This window comes from Leisingera thetidis (assembly GCF_025857195.1).
Classification (GTDB): Bacteria; Pseudomonadota; Alphaproteobacteria; order Rhodobacterales; family Rhodobacteraceae; genus Leisingera; species Leisingera thetidis.
In genome coordinates this window covers 3,907,550-3,923,716 of the sequence record NZ_CP109787.1, presented here as the reverse complement: position 1 = coordinate 3,923,716, position 16,167 = coordinate 3,907,550, and the positions used below count along the sequence as shown (strand labels likewise).

The following is a 16,167-nucleotide window of genomic DNA, read 5'->3' as shown; positions in this document are numbered from 1 at the left end:
GCCGCTGGCGCGGCGCGGCCGCATTTCATCTTTGCGGAAATCCGCGGGCCTCTAGTCCAGAACGTAGTTCACCGGCTCCAGCCTGGGCGGCACCGGGCGGCCGAGGGCGTTGCAGACCGAGATTTCCATCACACGGCACATGGCGCTGAGGGGGACGGAATTGGCCTGTTTGCGGAACGGGTGCTCCAGCTCATGCGTCACTTCGGCGAGACCGAAGAAGACATAGGCCGCCACCGCCGCCACCAGCGGCTCGAACCAGCCGGCGCTGCCAAGCAGGGCAAAGGGCAGGAGCAGGCAGTAGAGGTAGGTCGTGCGCCAGACCAGCAGCGAGTAGACAAAGGGCAGCGGCGTGGTCAGCAGCCGCTCGTTGCCGGCCTGGGCCGCGGCGAAGGCGGCCAGCCGTTCCGCCAGGGCGCGCTGGCCGAAGCCGTCGATGCGGCCGTCCTCTGCCATTTCGCGCAGCCGGGCGGCGATGCCGCGCAGGGCGGCGTTGGGGCTGTTTTCCGTCTGCATCAGCTGTTCTGCCGCCGCAGGTCCGACCCAGTGCCGCACGGTATCCGCCACCTCGTCGCCGCGCAGCTGGGCGCGGTGCAGGTGGTGAAAGGCGAGGATGCGGGTCAGGATGTATTCCTCGTCCGGGCCCTGGCCCGCAAAGATGCGCAGTTCCTGCGCCAGGCTGCGCACGTCAGAGACCATGCGGCCCCAGATCCTGCGCGCCTCCCACCAGCGGTCATAGGCGGCGTTGTTGCGGAAGCCGAGAAACAACGACAGCGACAGGCCGAACACTCCCATCGCCCCGATCGGGATCTGCGGCACCGCCATCACATGGCGGTCCAGCATCAGCACGAGGGCCGCCCACAGCGCGGCGCCGATGATATTGGGCAGGATGCGCGGCACCACCGACCCGTTCAGGATCAGGAAGATTTCCCACCGGCGGGGCGACTGGCGGACGATCACGGCGCGGCGGCTCCCCAGTCCTTGTCCTGCATTTCGCGCAGGCGCGAGGCGGTGCGTTCGAACTCGAACGTGCCCTCGCCCTCGACATAGAGCATTTCGGGCTGCGCCGCTGCCGAACAGATCAGCCGCACGCGGGATTCGTACAGGGCGTCGATCAGGGTGACGAACCGCTTGGCCTCGTTGAAATTGTTGCGGCTGAGGCGCGGGATGTCCTCGAGCACCAGGACCTTGACCGCTTCGGCGATGGCGAGATAGTCGCCGGGCCCCAGCATCTTGCCGCACAGGTCATAGAAACTGGCGCGCGCGACGCCGTTGCGGAAGGCGGGCAGGGTCACCTCGCGGCCCTTCACCTGCAGCGTCAGCGGCGGGGCATCGCCGCCGCCGGAGAGGTCCCGCCAGATCGCCCGGATCAACGCGCGGGCCTCTGCGTCGATGGGGGAGAAATAGACCTGCGCGCCGGTCAGCCGGTGCTGGCGGTAGTCGGTGGGGCTCACCATCTCGTGCACCGCCATCTTCTCTTTGATCAGATCGATGAAGGGCAGGAACAGCTGCCGGTTCAACCCGTTCTTGTACAGGTCATCCGGTGCCCGGTTGGAGGTGGTGATCACGGTGACGCCGGCGGCAAACAGCGCCTCGAACAAACGCCCGACGATCATCGCATCGGTGATGTCGATGATCTGCATCTCGTCAAAGGCCAGCAGCCGCACCGTTTCCGCGACCTCTGCCGCGGCCGGCGCCAGCGCGTCCTCGGCGCCCTGCTGGCGGGCGGCATGCATGCTGGCGTGGATCTCCTGCATGAAGGCATGGAAATGCACCCGGCGGGCGGGGATGCCGTCCAGGCTTGCGACGAACATGTCCATCAGCATCGACTTGCCGCGGCCCACCCCGCCCCAGAGGTAGAGCCCCCGGACCGGTTCATATTCCGCCTTGCGGAAAAAGCCGCGTTTCACCGGCGGCGCCATCAGCCCCTCGGCGATGCGGTCGAAATGGGGAAGCACGGCTTCCTGGGCCGGGTCGGGCTTCAATTCGCCCGCGTCAATCTTGTGCCGGTAAAGCGCGCTGAAATCGGTCATGGGGACAGGGATAGCGCGGGGCGCGGGGGATGGGAAGCGGGGGATGCCATTTCCGCGGCGGCGCCGCAATCGCGTCTGCGGCCTGTGGCGGACACATCAGATATCCTTAACACAGCGCGCAGAAATCCTGATTTGACGGCTTGGGGAATATGCGTAGTGTCGCGCTGATACTCAGGAGAGAGCCCATGGACCGTTCCGCGCCGCTGTTCACCCCCGTTCTGATCGTGGGGTGCGTCATCATCATGGTGAGCTTTGCGGTGCGCGCGTCCTTCGGCGTGTTCCAGATCCCGATTGCAGAGGAGTTCGGCTGGCTGCGCTCGGAGTTCTCGCTGGCGATTGCGATCCAGAACCTTGCCTGGGGCATCGGCCAGCCGATTTTCGGCGCCATTGCCGAGAAGATCGGCGACCGCAAGGCGATCATCATGGGGGCCCTCGTCTATGCCGCCGGGCTGGTGCTGAGCGCGGCTTCGACCACGCCGTTCGAGATGCAGGCCTATGAATGGCTGGTGGGGTTCGGGATTGCCGGCACCGGCTTCGGCGTGGTGCTGGCGGTGGTCGGGCGGGCAAGCTCGGACGAGAACCGCTCGATGTCGCTGGCGGTTGTCACCGCTGCGGGTTCCGCTGGGCAGATCTTCGGCGCGCCGGCGGCGGAATGGATGCTGACTTTCCTGCCCTGGCAGACGATTTTCGTGATCTTTGCCGGCCTGGTGCTGGCACTGATCCTGACGCTGCCGCTGATGCGGGCGCCGGAGGCCGCCTCCAAGGCGGAGCTGGAAGAAAGCATGGGCACGATCCTGATGAAGGCGTTCAAGGATCCCTCCTACACGCTGATATTCCTCGGCTTTTTCAGCTGCGGCTACCAGCTGGCCTTTGTCACCGCGCATTTCCCGGCGTTCGTGACCGAGATGTGCGGGCCGATCCAGCCGGGCGGCGCGCTCTATTCGATGGGCATCACCTCGACCTCGGCGCTGGGGGCGGTGGCGATCTCGCTCATCGGCGCGGCCAACGTCGGCGGCACGCTGCTGGCGGGGTATCTGGGCAAGCGCTATTCCAAGAAATACCTGCTGGCGGCGATCTATACCGGGCGGACGCTGGCGGCGGCGGCGTTCATCCTGTTCCCGATCACGCCGATGACGGTGATCGTGTTCTCGATCGTGATGGGCTCCTTGTGGCTGGCGACGGTGCCGCTGACCTCGGGGCTGGTCGCGCATATCTATGGCCTGCGCTACATGGGCACGCTCTATGGCATCGTCTTCTTCAGCCACCAGCTGGGCAGTTTCCTGGGCGTGTGGCTGGGCGGGCGGATGTATGATGCCTATGGCGACTACACCCTGGTGTGGTGGATCGGCGTGGGCATCGGCGCCTTCAGCGCGATTGTGCACCTGCCGGTCAGGGAACGGCCGCTGGGGCAGGCGGCGGCCCCGGTGGCGGCGTAACGCCCGAAGGGAGCCGGGACGCGGGCAGCGCCCCGGAGTATTTCCAGAAAGAGGAAAAGGGCCGGGCGGATCAAAGCAGGCCGCGGCGGTGGTTGCGGGCGATGATGCCCAGCACCTCATCGGTGTGGGTATAAGGCAGCCCGTGGCCGGCGCCGGGGATTTCCTCCTGGCGGATCGAACGGGCGTGTTCGGCGAGGCGGCCCGGCGAGGTCGGCGGGATCACCGCGTCCTGTTGGCCCCAGATCGCCATCACCGGCACGCTTTCCGCATGCAGGCGGCGGTGGTCGGTGGTGAAATCCTCGGCCAGTATTCCGCGCAGCGAGGCGAGGACGGCGGGGATGAAGCCCCGGTAGCTGAGCTCCCTTTGCTGCAAATCAACGATGCCGGGCACCGAGCTGGGCAGGGGGCGCTCGCGTTCTGTGCCGCGGATGTGCAGCGCCGGGTAGAGGGCCTGCATCAGCCAGTCCCCCAGCAGCGGAACCTGGCGGATCACCCGTGTCAGCCGGCCGCTGCTGCTGCCGAACCCGGCCGGCGCCAGCAGGATCAGCTCCCGCAGGCGGCCGGGATGGGCCGCGGCATAGGCGGTGGCGATGGCGCCGCCCATGGAATAGCCGATCAACGTGAAATCATTGCCCACCTGCTGATCCTCCAGCAGTTCCTCCAGCTGGGCGACAAAGAAGCCGCGGTCCTGCGGCCCGCCAGGACGGTCCGAAAAACCGCGCCCGTAGAGATCGTAGCTCAGCACCCGGTAGCCCATCGCGGCCAGCCCCTGCGCCACCCCGTCCCAGACGAAGGACGGCGTGGTGAGACCGTGCACGCAGACCGCGACCGGCCCGCGCAAGGGGCCGGTCCAGCGGTAATGGGTGAGTCCGCCGGACAGCGCGGCAAAGGCGCCGGGGGCGGCTTGCCGTTCCTGCGCGTTCATCGGCTTGCGCAGCCGCTCGCGCAGGAACGGGATGACAATCAGGACCAGGAGGACAACGCTCAGACCCGGCAGCCAGCTCATGCCCTGGCCTTCCACTTCTGCAGGACGTGGTGGCTGGTCATCAGGTCGAGATGGGCGCCGCCGCCGTTCTTGAACAGGGTGATCTGCGCGGGATCAAAGGCGGGAAAACGGTCGAGGCCGTAGAAGTCCGCCAGCACGTCGCTGCGCTGGATGGCGCCCGCGGCCAGCGGGATCTTGAACTCGCCGATGTGGTCCAGGGTGGTGTCGAAACTGTCGCAATAGATCTGCGCGCGCTGCAGCGCCGCATCATCGGCCTCGCGCATGTCGGGGCGGTAGGCGCCGATCATGTTGAGGTGCTGGCCGGGGCGCAGCCATTCGCCCTTGATCACCGGCTGCGAGGACATGGTGCAGGTGACGATGATATCGGCGGCGCGCACTGCCGGTTCCAGATCGGCGGCGTGCAGGGTGCCGGGGTACTGGGCGCAAAGTTCCTGCGCCTTGGCGCCGGTGCGGTTCCAGACCCGGATCTGCGCCTGCGGGAAGCCGGTGCCGAACGCCTCGATCAGGGAGGCGCCGACGGTGCCCGCGCCGACGATCAGCACCTCCTGTGCGTCCGGGTTTGCCAGCCGCAGCGCGCCCAGCAGGCTGTCGCCGGCGGTCTTCCACTTGGTCACCAGATGGAAGTCGACGAGGGCTTCGAGCGTGCCGTCCGCGTCCGAGTAAAGACAGACCGAGCCGTTGATCATCGGCTTGCCGGCGTCCGGGTTGCGCGGGAAGATGTTGGCGGTTTTCACCGCCAGCCCCAGCCCGTCGATCCAGGCGGAGCGGCTCAGCAGCGTGTCGGGATCGCGGTAGAGGAAGGTGTCGCCGATTTCCGCCTTGGGCAGATCGTGGCTGGCGGCCAGCGCCTCTGCAAAGCCGACCCAATCGAGCAGCGCCTCGCCCTCTTCGAAGCCAATGTAGGGAATGCTCATCCGTGCCTTATCCTGTGTCTGTTGCGGGCCGTGTCAGGCGGCCTCCTGTTCCGTCAACAGCCCCTCCTGCACCAGCCGCGCGGCAAAGGCGCCGGGGGCGGTGAACAGGTGGGTCTGCCAGCCGCGCAGGCGCGCGGCCTCGATGTTTTCGGGGCGGTCGTCGGTGAACAGCAGGTTCTCCGGAGCAACCCCGGTTCCGCGTTCCAGAATGGCATAGATTTGCGGCTCTGGCTTGATGGTTCCCAGATGCGCGGAAACACATGTGTGGTCGAAGCCACGCAAGGCAGGGTAGGCCCCGCAGGCCAGTTCAAAGGTCTCGGCGCCGAAGTTGCTGAGCGCGAAGACCGGGATGCCGCGGGCCTGCAGCGCCTGCATCAGGCGCACTGTCCGGGGGATTTCGCGCGGCACCATCTGCAGCCAGCAGTCGTGCCACCAGCGGATTTCCTCGCGCCACTGCGGATGGGCGTCCGCCAGGGCATAGACGGTTTCGCGGAAAGGGGCGCCGCGGTCGACGTCGAGGTTCATCGCGTGCAGCGGCACCTGTTCGAACAGCTGCTGGCGGCGCGGCGCGCCGATGCGGCTGTCGTAGAAGCGTTCGGGTTCCCATTCGATCAGCACGCGGCCGATGTCGAAGACGACGGCATTCACCGGCATGGGCATTATCCTTCTGCACGCGGACGGGGCCGCGGGACGGGCCGGTCGCGGCGGGTTTCGCGCCAGACCGACACCAGCCCGGAGGCGATGATCAGGCTGCTGCCGGCCCAGACCGCCGTGTCAGGCCATTCGCTGAAGATCAGCACGCCCCAGAGAACCGACATCGGCATGGCGATGTATTCAAACGGGGCGGCCAGCGCGGCCTCGTTCATGCGGTAGGCCTGGCTGACCAGGTAGCCGCCCACGGAGCCGGCCAGGCCGACGCCGATCAGATAGGGCCAGTCCTGCGGCGCGGGCCAGATCCAGGCGCGCAGGATGAAATCGAGCGCGGCGCTGCCGCCGGTGGCAAAGCGGCCGTCGCCAAGCGCCAGGCCGACCAGGGCGCTGACAACCAGAAAGCCCAGCATCGGATAGAAGGCCAGCGTGGCGCCGCTTTCGGTACTGCCCGCCCGGCGGGTCAGCACATGCAGCGTGGCATATCCGCAGGCGCCGAGAAAGGGCAGCAGCGCGGCGGCCTGGAAGGTGCCGGGGCCGGGCCGCATGATGATCAGCACGCCAAGGAAACCGGCGCAGACTGCGCCCCAGCGCCACGGGCCGGGGCGTTCGCCCAGGAACAGCGCCGACAGGATGGTGACGATCAGCGGGGTGGCAAAGGCAATCGCCACCGCTTCGGCCAGCGGCAGGATGGCAAGGCCGGTGAAAAAGCAGATGTTGGCAAACAGCACCACGGCGCAGCGCCAGACGTGCAGTTTCGGCTGATGGGTGCGCAGGTGATGATAGCCGCCTTCCAGCGGCATGATGACGGCAAGCATGACGGCGAGCGCCACCACCGAGCGGAACAGCACCACCTCATAAAGCGGGTAGTCGCCGGACAGGAACTTGAAGATCATGTCGATGACGGAAAAGGCAATGCCGGCACCGGCGGCGGCGAACAGGCCGGGGACGCTGATCTTCACCTCTGCGGTCATGTTTGCCCTCCTGTTGCCTGCCTCTGATCAGTGGCGGATTTGGCACGGTGCGGCAATGGGGCTGGGGCCGGAAAAATGCAATTTTTCCGGGCAAAATTCCGCGCCGGAATTTTGGGCCGCAGAACACCGGGGACAGGGTTCGGGGGAAGTGTCAGGGATCGGCTGAACCGCGCCTGCCCGGTTGTCTGCCGGCGCGGAGCCTTGATCCGGGGTCAGGCCTGTTTGGCGGCCCTCAGTTCCCGCTCCAGCGCGTCGAGGAAGCGCGAGCGGTCGGCCTTGGTGAAGCCCTTGCCGCTGCCGCCGGCCCCCAGCGGGTTGGCGGCGCGCAGGTCCGCCATCAGGTCGCGCATCGCCAGCTGCTGGCCGATGTTGGCTTGGGTGAACCGCTCGCCGTTGTGGCGCAGCACGCGGGCACCGGCCTCGATGCATTTGGCGGCGAGGGGAATGTCGCCCGTCACCACCACGTCGCCGGGGCCGCAGCGCTCGGCGATCCACATGTCGGCGGCATCGGCGCCCTCGGAGACGATCACGTTTTCCACCAGCGGGTTCTGCGAGGGGCGCAGCCCGCCGTTGGAGACCACGAACATGCGCAGGCGGTGGCGGGTGGCAACCCGCTCGGCCTCCTGCTTCACGGGGCAGGCGTCGGCGTCGATGTAGAGCGCGGTCACTCCGCCGCCTTCTTGGGTTCTTCGGCCGGCTTTGCCTCCGCCTTGGGGGCGGATTTGGCCTTGCGGGCGGGCTTCTTGACCTTGAACTCCTCCGGGATCGGCATCCGGTTGAAGGCGTCGAGGCCGGCGATCTTGTACGCCTCGGCCAGGGTCGGATAGTTGAAGGTGTTCTGCACGAAGTAGTCCACCGTGCCCTTGAGGTTCAGAACCGCCTGGGCGATGTGAATGAGCTCGGTGGCGCCTTCGCCGACGATCTGAACGCCCAGCACCCGGCGGGTCTTCAATGAGAACAGCATCTTGAGCATGCCGTGCTCCAGCCCCATGATGTGCCCGCGCGAGGTTTCGCGGAAACGGGCGACGCCGACCTCGTAAGGAATGCCGCGCTCCTGCAGCTCTTCTTCGGACATGCCGCAGGTGGACATTTCCGGCACCGAGTAGATGCCATAGGGGTACCAGGGGCTTTCCGGCAGGGTCGGGGTTTCCAGCGCGTGGCAGGCGGCGACGCGGCCCTGCTGCAGCGAGGTGGAGGCCAGCGACGGGTGGCCGATCACATCGCCGGTGGCATAGATATGCGGCACCTCGGTCTGATAGGTCTTGCGGTCGACGCTGAGGCGGCCGCGGTGGTCGGTCTTGAGACCGGTGGCCTCGAGGTTGAGCGACGCGGTGGCGCCCAGGCGGCCGGCCGCAAACAGCAGCATTTCAGCACGCACATGGCGGCCGTTGTCGAGGATGACTTCGATATGCGCGCCGCGGTCCTCGATGCTTTCGACCGCGGAGCCGAGCCGCAGGTCGACGCCGTTTTCGCGGATCTGATGGGTGAATTCCTGGATCAGGGTCTTGTCGATGAAATCAAGGAAGGTCTCGCGCGGCTCGATCAGGGTGACGCGGACATCGAGGGCGGAGAACATGGTGGCATATTCCACCCCGATCACGCCGGCGCCGATCACCACCAGCGAGCGCGGGATCTCGGCCATTTCCAGGAAATCGTCGCCGTCCACCACGGTCTTGCCGTTGAACGGCACATAGTCCGGGCGGTAGGTGCGGGTGCCGGTGGCGATCAGGAATTTCTCGGCCGTCAGCCGGGTGGTTTCGCCGGCTTCGGTGGCGACTTCGATCTCGTTCTGGCCGACGAATTTCGCCAGCCCGTTCAGCGATTCCACGTGGTTGCGGTTGAACTGGTGCTCCAGCACGTCGACCTCGTAGTCGAGGGTCATGTGCAGGCGCGCCTTCAGGTCCTCGGCGCCGATCTGGTCCTTGACCCGGTAGGAGCGGCCATAGAACGACCGCTCGCGCCAGCCGGAGAGGTTCAACACGGTTTCGCGCAGGGTCTTGGAGGGGATGGTGCCGGTGTGCACCGACACCCCGCCGAGACGGTCCTTGCGGTCGATCACCAGCACCCGGCGGTGCAGCTTGCCGGCCTGAATGGCAGCGGAGCGGCCCGAGGGGCCGGAACCGATGATGATCAGGTCATAATCAAATTCGTCACTCATGGCCGCGTCCTTTGTTTCTTAGTTCTGGTACAGCGCGTCGGCATGGAAGGAGACATGCTCCTCCATGAAGGTCGACACGAAGAAATAGCTGTGGTCATAGCCCGGCTGCAGCCGCAGGGTGGCCTGCTGGCGGCGTTCGGCGACCGCCTGGGCCAGCGCTTCGGGCTTCAACAGGTCGATGAACTGGTCGGAGGTGCCGGTGTCGATGAGGATCGGGCCGTCGAAGCCTTTTTCGCGCATCAAGAGGGTGGCGTCATGCCGGGCCCAGGCGGTTTCATCATCGCCCAGATAGGCGCCCAGCTGCTTGCGGCCCCAGTCCGACGCGGTGGGGTTGCAGATCGGCGCAAAGGCGGAGACCGACTTGTAGCGGCCCGGCAGGTTCATCGCCAGCGTCAGCGCGCCGTGGCCGCCCATCGAGTGGCCGGTGATCGCCTGGCGGTCCAGGTCGATGGCGAATTTGTCGCCCAGCAGCGCGGGCAGTTCTTCGGCCACATAGTCCCACATGCGGAAATGCGGCGCCCAGGGGGTCTGCGTGGCGTTCACGTAGAAGCCCGCGCCCTGGCCCAGGTCATAGGCGTCATCATCGGCGACGCCTTCGCCGCGGGGGCTGGTGTCGGGGAAGACGATGGCGATGCCCTGCTCGGCGCACCAGGACTGGGCGCCTGCCTTGGTCATCGCGTTTTCGTGGGTGCAGGTGAGGCCGGACAGGTACCACAGCACCGGCACCGGGCCGTCCCTGGCCTCTTCCGGCAGGAACAGGCCGAATGTCATGTCGCCGCCGGTGGCGCTGCTGGCGTGTTTGTAGACGCCCTGGGTGCCGCCAAAGGCGCGGTTCTCGGAAACGGTTTCCATCGGTGAGGCTCCTTGAATTCTGTTAGCCCTATCGCTATCCGCAGTTGGCCTCAGGGTCCAGCGGCCGGGCGGCAGCAAGTCCGGTTTTTGCGGCACAAGGCTTGCCAAATCGCAAACATCCGGGGTTTTGGGCGCGCTGCGGCTGCCGCATTTGCGCAGGCGTGTGCTGGACAGCGGTGGCGAAAACCGGGACAGTCCGCCGCCAAAGCAAAAGGGAGGCACAGGGCCATGAGCGATTTTCTGAGACTGACACCGGAGGCCGCGGCGGCGGAGGTGGAGCGCCCGGCGGCGGAGAAAGTGATTGCGGGCGATCCGGTGTTCACCACCTGGAACGCGGAAGAGCGGGACGGTCTTTACTGCGGCATCTGGCAGTCGACGCCGGGCAAGTGGCGGATTTCCTATGACGAGTGGGAATACTGCCGGATCCTGCAGGGGCGGTCGGTGATCACCAGCGACGACGGCACCGAATATCCGCTGGCAGCGGGTGACAGTTTCATCCTGCGCCCCGGTTTCAGCGGCACCTGGGAAGTGATCGAAATCACCCGCAAGGATTACGTGATCCGGCTGTGAGGCCGGGTCAGGAGACCCAGGAAATCACCGCCGGCACCGTGATGATCGACAGCACGGTGGAAATCAGGATGGTGGCGGAAACCCGGTGCGGCGCCACCCCGTAGTGCTGTGCCAGCATGTAGACATTGCCCGCCACCGGCAGCGCGGCGGCGGCAATGGCGACGGTGGCGGAAAACGGCGCGGCGGGCACCAGCCACAGCACGCCGATGGCCACAAAAGCCGGATGCAGCACCAGCTTGGCAAAGCTGAGCCAGCCGGCGATCTGCACCCGCTCGGCCGATTTCGAGGCCAGCGAGGCGCCGATGGCGAACAGCGCTCCGGGGGTGGCCGCGCCGCCGAGGATGGTGAGGAAGTCGTTTGCGGGCTCCGGGATCGGCAGCTCCGAGGCTGACCAGGCGAGGCCTGCGGTGATGGACAGGATCATCGGGTTCTTCAGCAGGCCCAGCCCGACCAGTTTCAGCGTGGCCAGGCCCAGCCCCTGGCCCCGGCCTGCGTTGATCAGGATGACGATCAGCGAGGAGAACACCACCAGATCGACGCTGAGCACCACCATCATCGGCGCGGCCGAGGCCGGACCGAACAGGATCGCCATCATCGGCAGGCCGAGAAAGCCGACATTGCCGATGGCGGCGCATTGCGCCTCGACCGCGGCGGTGGGCATGTCCAGCCCGCGGATCACCGCCACCGCCGTCACCAGCAGGTAGACCGCCAGGGTGCCCGCCAGGTAGCCGAGGATCAGGGCGGGGTCGAAGACCTCGGCAAAGGACAGGTTGGCGGCAAAGCCGAAGATCATTGCCGACAGCGGGAAGTAGAACACGAATTTGGTCAGAAAGGCGGTGGCCTCTTCGGTGAAGAAGCGGCTGCGTCCGGCCCAGTAGCCGAGACCGATGATTGCGAAGAAGGGCAGGGTTCTGAAGAAAATCTCGGCCATCGCGCGGATTGGTAACCTGATTTGACCAATTGGCAAAGCCCGATTTGCAGGCAGCGGCGGAAAACGGGCGGCTCCCGCCTGCTTATGGGCATTCTGAAGAATGCCCTTCACAGTTGGGCGTGGCAGCTGCGCTGCGGGCGGGAATGGCTGCGGGGGTATGGCAGAATGGAAGGCCTTCGGGCCGCGGCCGCAGCCGCGGTCCCCGGGCAGCCCGCCGGCGCCCGGACGGCTGCACGGCAAAGCCCGGCCATCTTGCGGACAAAGGTCCCCTTGTCGCTCCAGCGCTTGCAGCGGTTGCCGAGCGTTCAACGGGCTTACGCCGCGCCACTGGCGCGACGGTTCCGCTGCACCATGCGGAGCCTCTTCCCTGGGAGCCTGGGAGCGTCACTCCGGCGCCCCCCATGGCGCTTTACGGGGCAGGTATCAGCTGCGAAGCGCGTCAAGGGCAGGTCCGCCCTGAAAGCGCCCCGCCGGTTGTGAGACGGGCGTTCAGCCGCAGACGCCGCCCGCAGCGCGGCAGCGCTGCCCGGCCCAACCGGGGAGGGGCAGCCTGCGGCTGTTCCGGACCGGGCGGGAGGGCTCCGTTTGCGTGTTCAGCCGCTGCCGATCAGCATGCCCGCTCCCAGCACCAGGGCGCCGCCGAGCACCACCTGCAGCGTGGCGCGCCAGAACGGGGTTTCCATGAACCTGTTCTGGATCCAGGCGATGGCCCAGAGCTCCACAAAGACGACCAGCAGCGCCAGCGTGGTGGCGGTCCAGAACTCCGGGATCAGATAGGGCAGGGCGTGGCCGAGGCCGCCGATAGTGGTCATCACGCCGGAGGCCAGGCCGCGCTTCAGCGGCGAGCCGCGGCCGGAAAGCTCGCCGTCGTCGGAGGCCGCCTCGGTGAAGCCCATCGAGATGCCGGCCCCGACCGAGGCCGCCATGCCGACCAGAAAGGTGGTCCAGGTGTCCTGGGTGGCAAAGGCGGTGGCAAAGATCGGCGCCAGGGTGGAGACCGAGCCGTCCATCAGCCCGGCGAGGCCCGGCTGCACCCAGGTCAGCACGAACTGGCGGTGGGCGGCGCGGTCCTCGTCCGCAAGGGTGTCCGCATCCAGATGCGTGGTGCGGATCTCGCCCGCAAGGGCCTGGTGGCCTGCCTCGGCCGCAGCCAGATCGCCCAGCAGCTTGCGGGTGGCGGCGTCCTGGGTGCGGGCGGCAGCGGCGGTGTAGAAGCGTTCGGCGTCGCGTTCCATTGCGCGGGCCTCGCCGCGGATGCGGTCCAGGCTGAGGTTCTCCATCAGCCACACGGGGCGGCGGGCATAATAGCCTGCCACATGCTCGCGCCGGATCAGCGGAATCGCCGGGCCGAAACGCGACTCGTGCAGGGTGATCAGCTGGGCGCGGTGATCGTCCTCTTCCGCCGCCATGCCGAGGAACATCGCTGCGGTGGCGGGATAATCGCTTCGCAGCCGTTCGGCGTAGCCGCGGTAGATGCGCGCATCATCCTCCTCGGACGAGATCGCCAGGGCCAGGATTTCCTGCCCGCTCAGATCCGAAAACTGTTTGCGCTGTGTGAAAAAACGCATCTGCCGCTCCGCAAATTAGAATAATTCTAAACATAACGGTTCCGCGAGGGACCGCAAGATGCTGCGGCTTATGCTGTTGCAATGCCGCGGCAGGGGCTACATTAGGCCCAGACCCGCACGCCGCCCAAGGAGCCCGCATGAACCAGCAAGCCAGCGTCCTGCGCACCGGCCGGAAATTCGACCAGGTCCTGGAAGGCGCGCGCGACGTGTTCCTGGCGGACGGTTTCGAGGGGGCAAGCGTCGACAAGATCGCCAAGGCGGCGGGCGTGTCCAAGGCCACGCTGTACAGCTATTTCCCCGACAAGCGGGTGCTGTTCATGGAGGTGGTGCGCTCGGCCTGCGTGCAGCAGGCGGATGCCTCGCTGGATCTGGCGGCGGGCTGCTGCGGGCCGCGGGACGTGCTGCGGGCGGCGGCGGAGCGCATTCACGGCGCCTTGCTGGGCGGGTTCAGCCTGCAGCTGTTCCGCATCTTCGTGGCCGAGGCCGACCGGTTTCCCGAGCTGGGGCCGATGTTCTACGAAAGCGGGCCGATGGTGATGCACGCGGAGATCCGCGATTACCTGGAACGGGCTGCGGAACGGGGCGAGCTGGCGATTGCCGATGCCGATCTGGCCGCCGCGCAGTTTGCCGAGCTGTGCAAGGCGGATCTGTTCCTGCGCTTCCTGTTCAAGATCGACGAGACCTTCAGCGCGGCGGAGCGCGAGCGGGTGATCGGCGGCGCCATCGACACCTTCATGGCGCGGTACGGCGTCTGAGCGGACCCGCCCGGCCGCAGGCCGGACCGGTCAGTGGGTGATGAAGGCGTTCGGCGTGTTGCGGTAGGTCTCGTGGCAGCTGAGGCAGCTTTGCATCAGGCCGGGCAGGGTGCGGCGCAGCGCGGGCAGGGAGCGGGTGTTCAGCCCTTTGGCGGCCGCTTCGGCAGTTCCGGCGCGGGCCTTGAAATCTTCCCAGGCGTGCCAGATCAGCGGCCGGGCGTTGGAGCGCGGATCCAGCCGCGGCTTCTTGAAATGCTTGCGGATGCTGCCGGTGGAGCGGATCAGCTGCCGCCGGGCGCTGCGCGCCTTGTCCCGGTCGAAGGCCGTGCGCCCGGCCATCATCCCGGCCAGCACATCCATCGCCGCCTTTTGCGAGGTCATCAGGGCCATCCGCCGGGTGACATGCTTGCTGATGCCGTCCCTGGCGGTGGCCGGGGCGGTGCTGCCGATGGCCAGGGCGGCGAGGATTGCCAGGAAGGCGAAGGTTTTGAACAGGCGCAGGGACATCACGCGGCCTCCGTGCCGGTTGACCGAATCACATGACAGGAACAAAATAAGAACATATGCTGTGGAACTCCTGTAATCCGCCGCCTGCCGGCCCCTGCTGCCTGTTCTGCCCATGACCTGCCGCCGCATCCTGTCGCTCTGGTTTCCGCGCCTTGGCGCCGAACGCATCATGCGGGCAGAGCGCGGCGGCAGTGCCGGGCCGCTGGCCGTTGCGGAAGAAGTATCGAACACTCAGGTTATTTCTGCGTTAAATGCGGCCGCTTCGGCGGAGGGCCTGCATCCCGGCCAGCCGCTGCGCGATGCCCATGCGATGTATGCGGCGCTGATGGTGCGGCCGCGCAACCGCGCTGCCGAGGCGGTGTTTCTGGCCGCACTCAGGCGCTGGGCGGGCAAGTTCAGCCCCTGGGTGGCCGAGGCCGGGGAGGACGGGCTGGTCCTCGACATCACCGGCTGCGCGCATCTGTTCGGCAGCGAGGCGTCGCTGATGGAGACGGCGGGGCAGGATTGCGCGGACATGGGGCTGAGCGTGCGGATGGGGCTGGCCGATACCCTGGGCGCGGCCTGGGCGCTGGCGCGTTACGCGGGGGAAGACGCCGCGCCGGAGCGCAGCGGCGATGCCATTGACCAGGAGGCCCGCGCCACCCGCGCCCGGGCGCAGAAACGCAGCCCGGGGCAGGGCGCCGGACGCCGCCACTGGACCCGCGGCGGGGCGGCGCCGCAGCTGCAGGCGCCGCCGCAGATGGGGCGGATTGCGGAGCCCGGGCAGGCCTATGGCGCGCTTGGCCCCCTGCCGGTGGCCGCCTTGCGGCTGGACGCGGCCACGGTGGCGCAGCTGAACCGGCTGGGGCTCAGGCGGATCGGCGATCTGCTGGAGCAGCCGCGGGCCGGCCTGGCGCGCCGGTTCGGCCGCGGCCTGGTGCTGCGGCTGGACCAGGCGATGGGCAGCGCGCCGGAGCCGGTCTCGCCCGCGCGCAGCCCGGACCGGTTTGCGGTGCGGCTGACCCTGCCGGAGCCGATCGGCCTGATGGAGGATCTGCTGGCGGGGATCGACCGGATGCTGCCGCGGCTGTGTGCCCGGCTGGAGGAGCGCGGCAAGGGCGGGCGCGTCCTGCGGCTGGAGGCGCACCGCTGCGATCAGGAAATGGAGGCGGTGACCGTGGGCCTCGCCCGCGCCACCCGCGACCCGGCCCGCATCCGGCCGCTTCTGGAGATGAAGCTGGAGCAGATCGATGCGGGCTTTGGCATCGACATGCTGCGGCTGGAGGTGCTGCAGGCGGAGGCGATGCATGACCGCACCCCGGCGGGCCATATCCAGGCGGGCGCCGCGGCGCGGGCGCGGCAGGAGGAGCAGGAGGAGGCCGCGGCGCTGGAGGATCTGATCGGCCGCCTGGGCGCGCGGCTGGGGCTGGAGGCGATCACCCGCTATCACCCGGCGGAGAGCCACATTCCGGAAAAGAGTTTCACCGTGCAGGCCGCCGCCTGGTCGGAGCCTTGGGCGGGCGAATGGCCGCGGCCGCCGCGGCCGCGGCCGCTGCTGATCTGGCCGCCCGAGCTGGTCCATGCGCCGGAGCGGCCGCAGGTGCCCGAACATTTCCGCTGGCGCGGCCGCGACTGGGAGCTGGCCGGGGCGGAGGGGCCGGAGCGGATTGCCCCGGAATGGTGGCTGGAGGATCCCGGCTGGCGCAGCGGCGTGCGCGATTACTGGGTGGTGGTGACCGCCTGCGGCGCGCGGCTGTGGCTGTTCTTTGCCCATGGCGGGGCGCTGTCGCCGGGCTGGTTCTGCCATGGCTCGTTTGCTTGACCGGATGCCGGACAGTT

16 protein-coding genes are annotated in these 16,167 nt (G+C 67.7%); 4 read left to right on the top strand and 12 right to left on the bottom strand.

Features of this window, described 5'->3' with window-relative positions:
- Positions 1-51: 51 nt before the first annotated feature.
- Together OKQ63_RS18925 and zapE are read right to left on the bottom strand one after the other, a co-directional pair.
- Positions 52-957, bottom strand: a complete 906-nt coding sequence (locus OKQ63_RS18925; protein ID WP_264211570.1) for a bestrophin family protein — start codon at positions 955-957, stop codon at positions 52-54.
- Complete coding sequence (gene zapE, locus OKQ63_RS18920; RefSeq protein ID WP_264211569.1) at positions 954-2,030, bottom strand: cell division protein ZapE; 1,077 nt, start codon at positions 2,028-2,030, stop codon at positions 954-956. Before zapE ends, OKQ63_RS18925 begins: the two co-directional genes overlap by 4 nt.
- 185 nt (positions 2,031-2,215) lie before the next feature.
- Between zapE and OKQ63_RS18915 the strand changes: the two genes are divergently transcribed.
- On the top strand, positions 2,216-3,466 hold the full coding sequence (locus tag OKQ63_RS18915; RefSeq protein ID WP_264211568.1) for an MFS transporter: 1,251 nt from the start codon (positions 2,216-2,218) through the stop codon (positions 3,464-3,466).
- A 70-nt stretch (positions 3,467-3,536) separates the two neighbouring features.
- Here OKQ63_RS18915 and OKQ63_RS18910 read toward each other — a convergent pair whose 3' ends face one another.
- From OKQ63_RS18910 to fghA, 7 genes are all read right to left on the bottom strand, one after another.
- Complete coding sequence (locus OKQ63_RS18910) at positions 3,537-4,472, bottom strand: alpha/beta fold hydrolase (protein WP_264211567.1); 936 nt, start codon at positions 4,470-4,472, stop codon at positions 3,537-3,539.
- Positions 4,469-5,386 (bottom strand): ornithine cyclodeaminase family protein, encoded by a 918-nt coding sequence (locus tag OKQ63_RS18905; protein ID WP_264211566.1) that lies wholly within the window; start codon positions 5,384-5,386, stop codon positions 4,469-4,471. The genes OKQ63_RS18910 and OKQ63_RS18905 overlap by 4 nt, the downstream gene beginning before the upstream one ends.
- A gap of 33 nt (positions 5,387-5,419) precedes the next feature.
- Complete coding sequence (locus OKQ63_RS18900) at positions 5,420-6,040, bottom strand: HAD family hydrolase (RefSeq protein WP_264211565.1); 621 nt, start codon at positions 6,038-6,040, stop codon at positions 5,420-5,422.
- A 5-nt stretch (positions 6,041-6,045) separates the two neighbouring features.
- Positions 6,046-7,008 (bottom strand): DMT family transporter, encoded by a 963-nt coding sequence (locus OKQ63_RS18895; protein WP_264211564.1) that lies wholly within the window; start codon positions 7,006-7,008, stop codon positions 6,046-6,048.
- Positions 7,009-7,220: 212 nt separating this feature from the next.
- Entirely contained in the window at positions 7,221-7,676 is a 456-nt protein-coding gene (locus OKQ63_RS18890; RefSeq protein WP_264211563.1) for a YaiI/YqxD family protein, read from the bottom strand.
- A complete protein-coding gene (gene sthA / locus OKQ63_RS18885; RefSeq protein ID WP_264211562.1) occupies positions 7,673-9,166 on the bottom strand; it encodes a Si-specific NAD(P)(+) transhydrogenase in 1,494 nt (497 codons plus the stop codon). The genes OKQ63_RS18890 and sthA overlap by 4 nt, the downstream gene beginning before the upstream one ends.
- Positions 9,167-9,184: 18 nt before the next feature.
- A complete protein-coding gene (gene fghA, locus OKQ63_RS18880; RefSeq protein ID WP_264211561.1) occupies positions 9,185-10,018 on the bottom strand; it encodes an S-formylglutathione hydrolase in 834 nt (277 codons plus the stop codon).
- A 228-nt stretch (positions 10,019-10,246) separates the two neighbouring features.
- Here fghA and OKQ63_RS18875 point away from each other — a divergent pair, with 228 nt between their 5' ends.
- Positions 10,247-10,588, top strand: coding sequence for a cupin domain-containing protein (locus tag OKQ63_RS18875; RefSeq protein ID WP_264211560.1), 342 nt, complete (start codon positions 10,247-10,249; stop codon positions 10,586-10,588).
- A 7-nt stretch (positions 10,589-10,595) separates the two neighbouring features.
- Here OKQ63_RS18875 and OKQ63_RS18870 read toward each other — a convergent pair whose 3' ends face one another.
- Together OKQ63_RS18870 and mbfA are read right to left on the bottom strand one after the other, a co-directional pair.
- Positions 10,596-11,519, bottom strand: a complete 924-nt coding sequence (locus OKQ63_RS18870) for an AEC family transporter (protein ID WP_264211559.1) — start codon at positions 11,517-11,519, stop codon at positions 10,596-10,598.
- 593 nt (positions 11,520-12,112) lie between these two features.
- A complete protein-coding gene (mbfA, locus tag OKQ63_RS18865) occupies positions 12,113-13,087 on the bottom strand; it encodes an iron exporter MbfA (protein WP_264211558.1) in 975 nt (324 codons plus the stop codon).
- 137 nt (positions 13,088-13,224) lie between these two features.
- On the opposite strand from mbfA, the gene OKQ63_RS18860 reads away from it, so the two are divergent.
- Positions 13,225-13,842 (top strand): TetR/AcrR family transcriptional regulator, encoded by a 618-nt coding sequence (locus tag OKQ63_RS18860; protein ID WP_264211557.1) that lies wholly within the window; start codon positions 13,225-13,227, stop codon positions 13,840-13,842.
- A 30-nt stretch (positions 13,843-13,872) separates the two neighbouring features.
- On the opposite strand, the gene OKQ63_RS18855 is transcribed toward OKQ63_RS18860, so the two are convergent.
- Positions 13,873-14,349, bottom strand: coding sequence for a c-type cytochrome (locus tag OKQ63_RS18855; RefSeq protein WP_264211556.1), 477 nt, complete (start codon positions 14,347-14,349; stop codon positions 13,873-13,875).
- Positions 14,350-14,461: 112 nt separating this feature from the next.
- On the opposite strand from OKQ63_RS18855, the gene OKQ63_RS18850 reads away from it, so the two are divergent.
- A complete protein-coding gene (locus OKQ63_RS18850) occupies positions 14,462-16,150 on the top strand; it encodes a Y-family DNA polymerase (RefSeq protein ID WP_264211555.1) in 1,689 nt (562 codons plus the stop codon).
- Positions 16,151-16,167 lie beyond the last annotated feature (17 nt).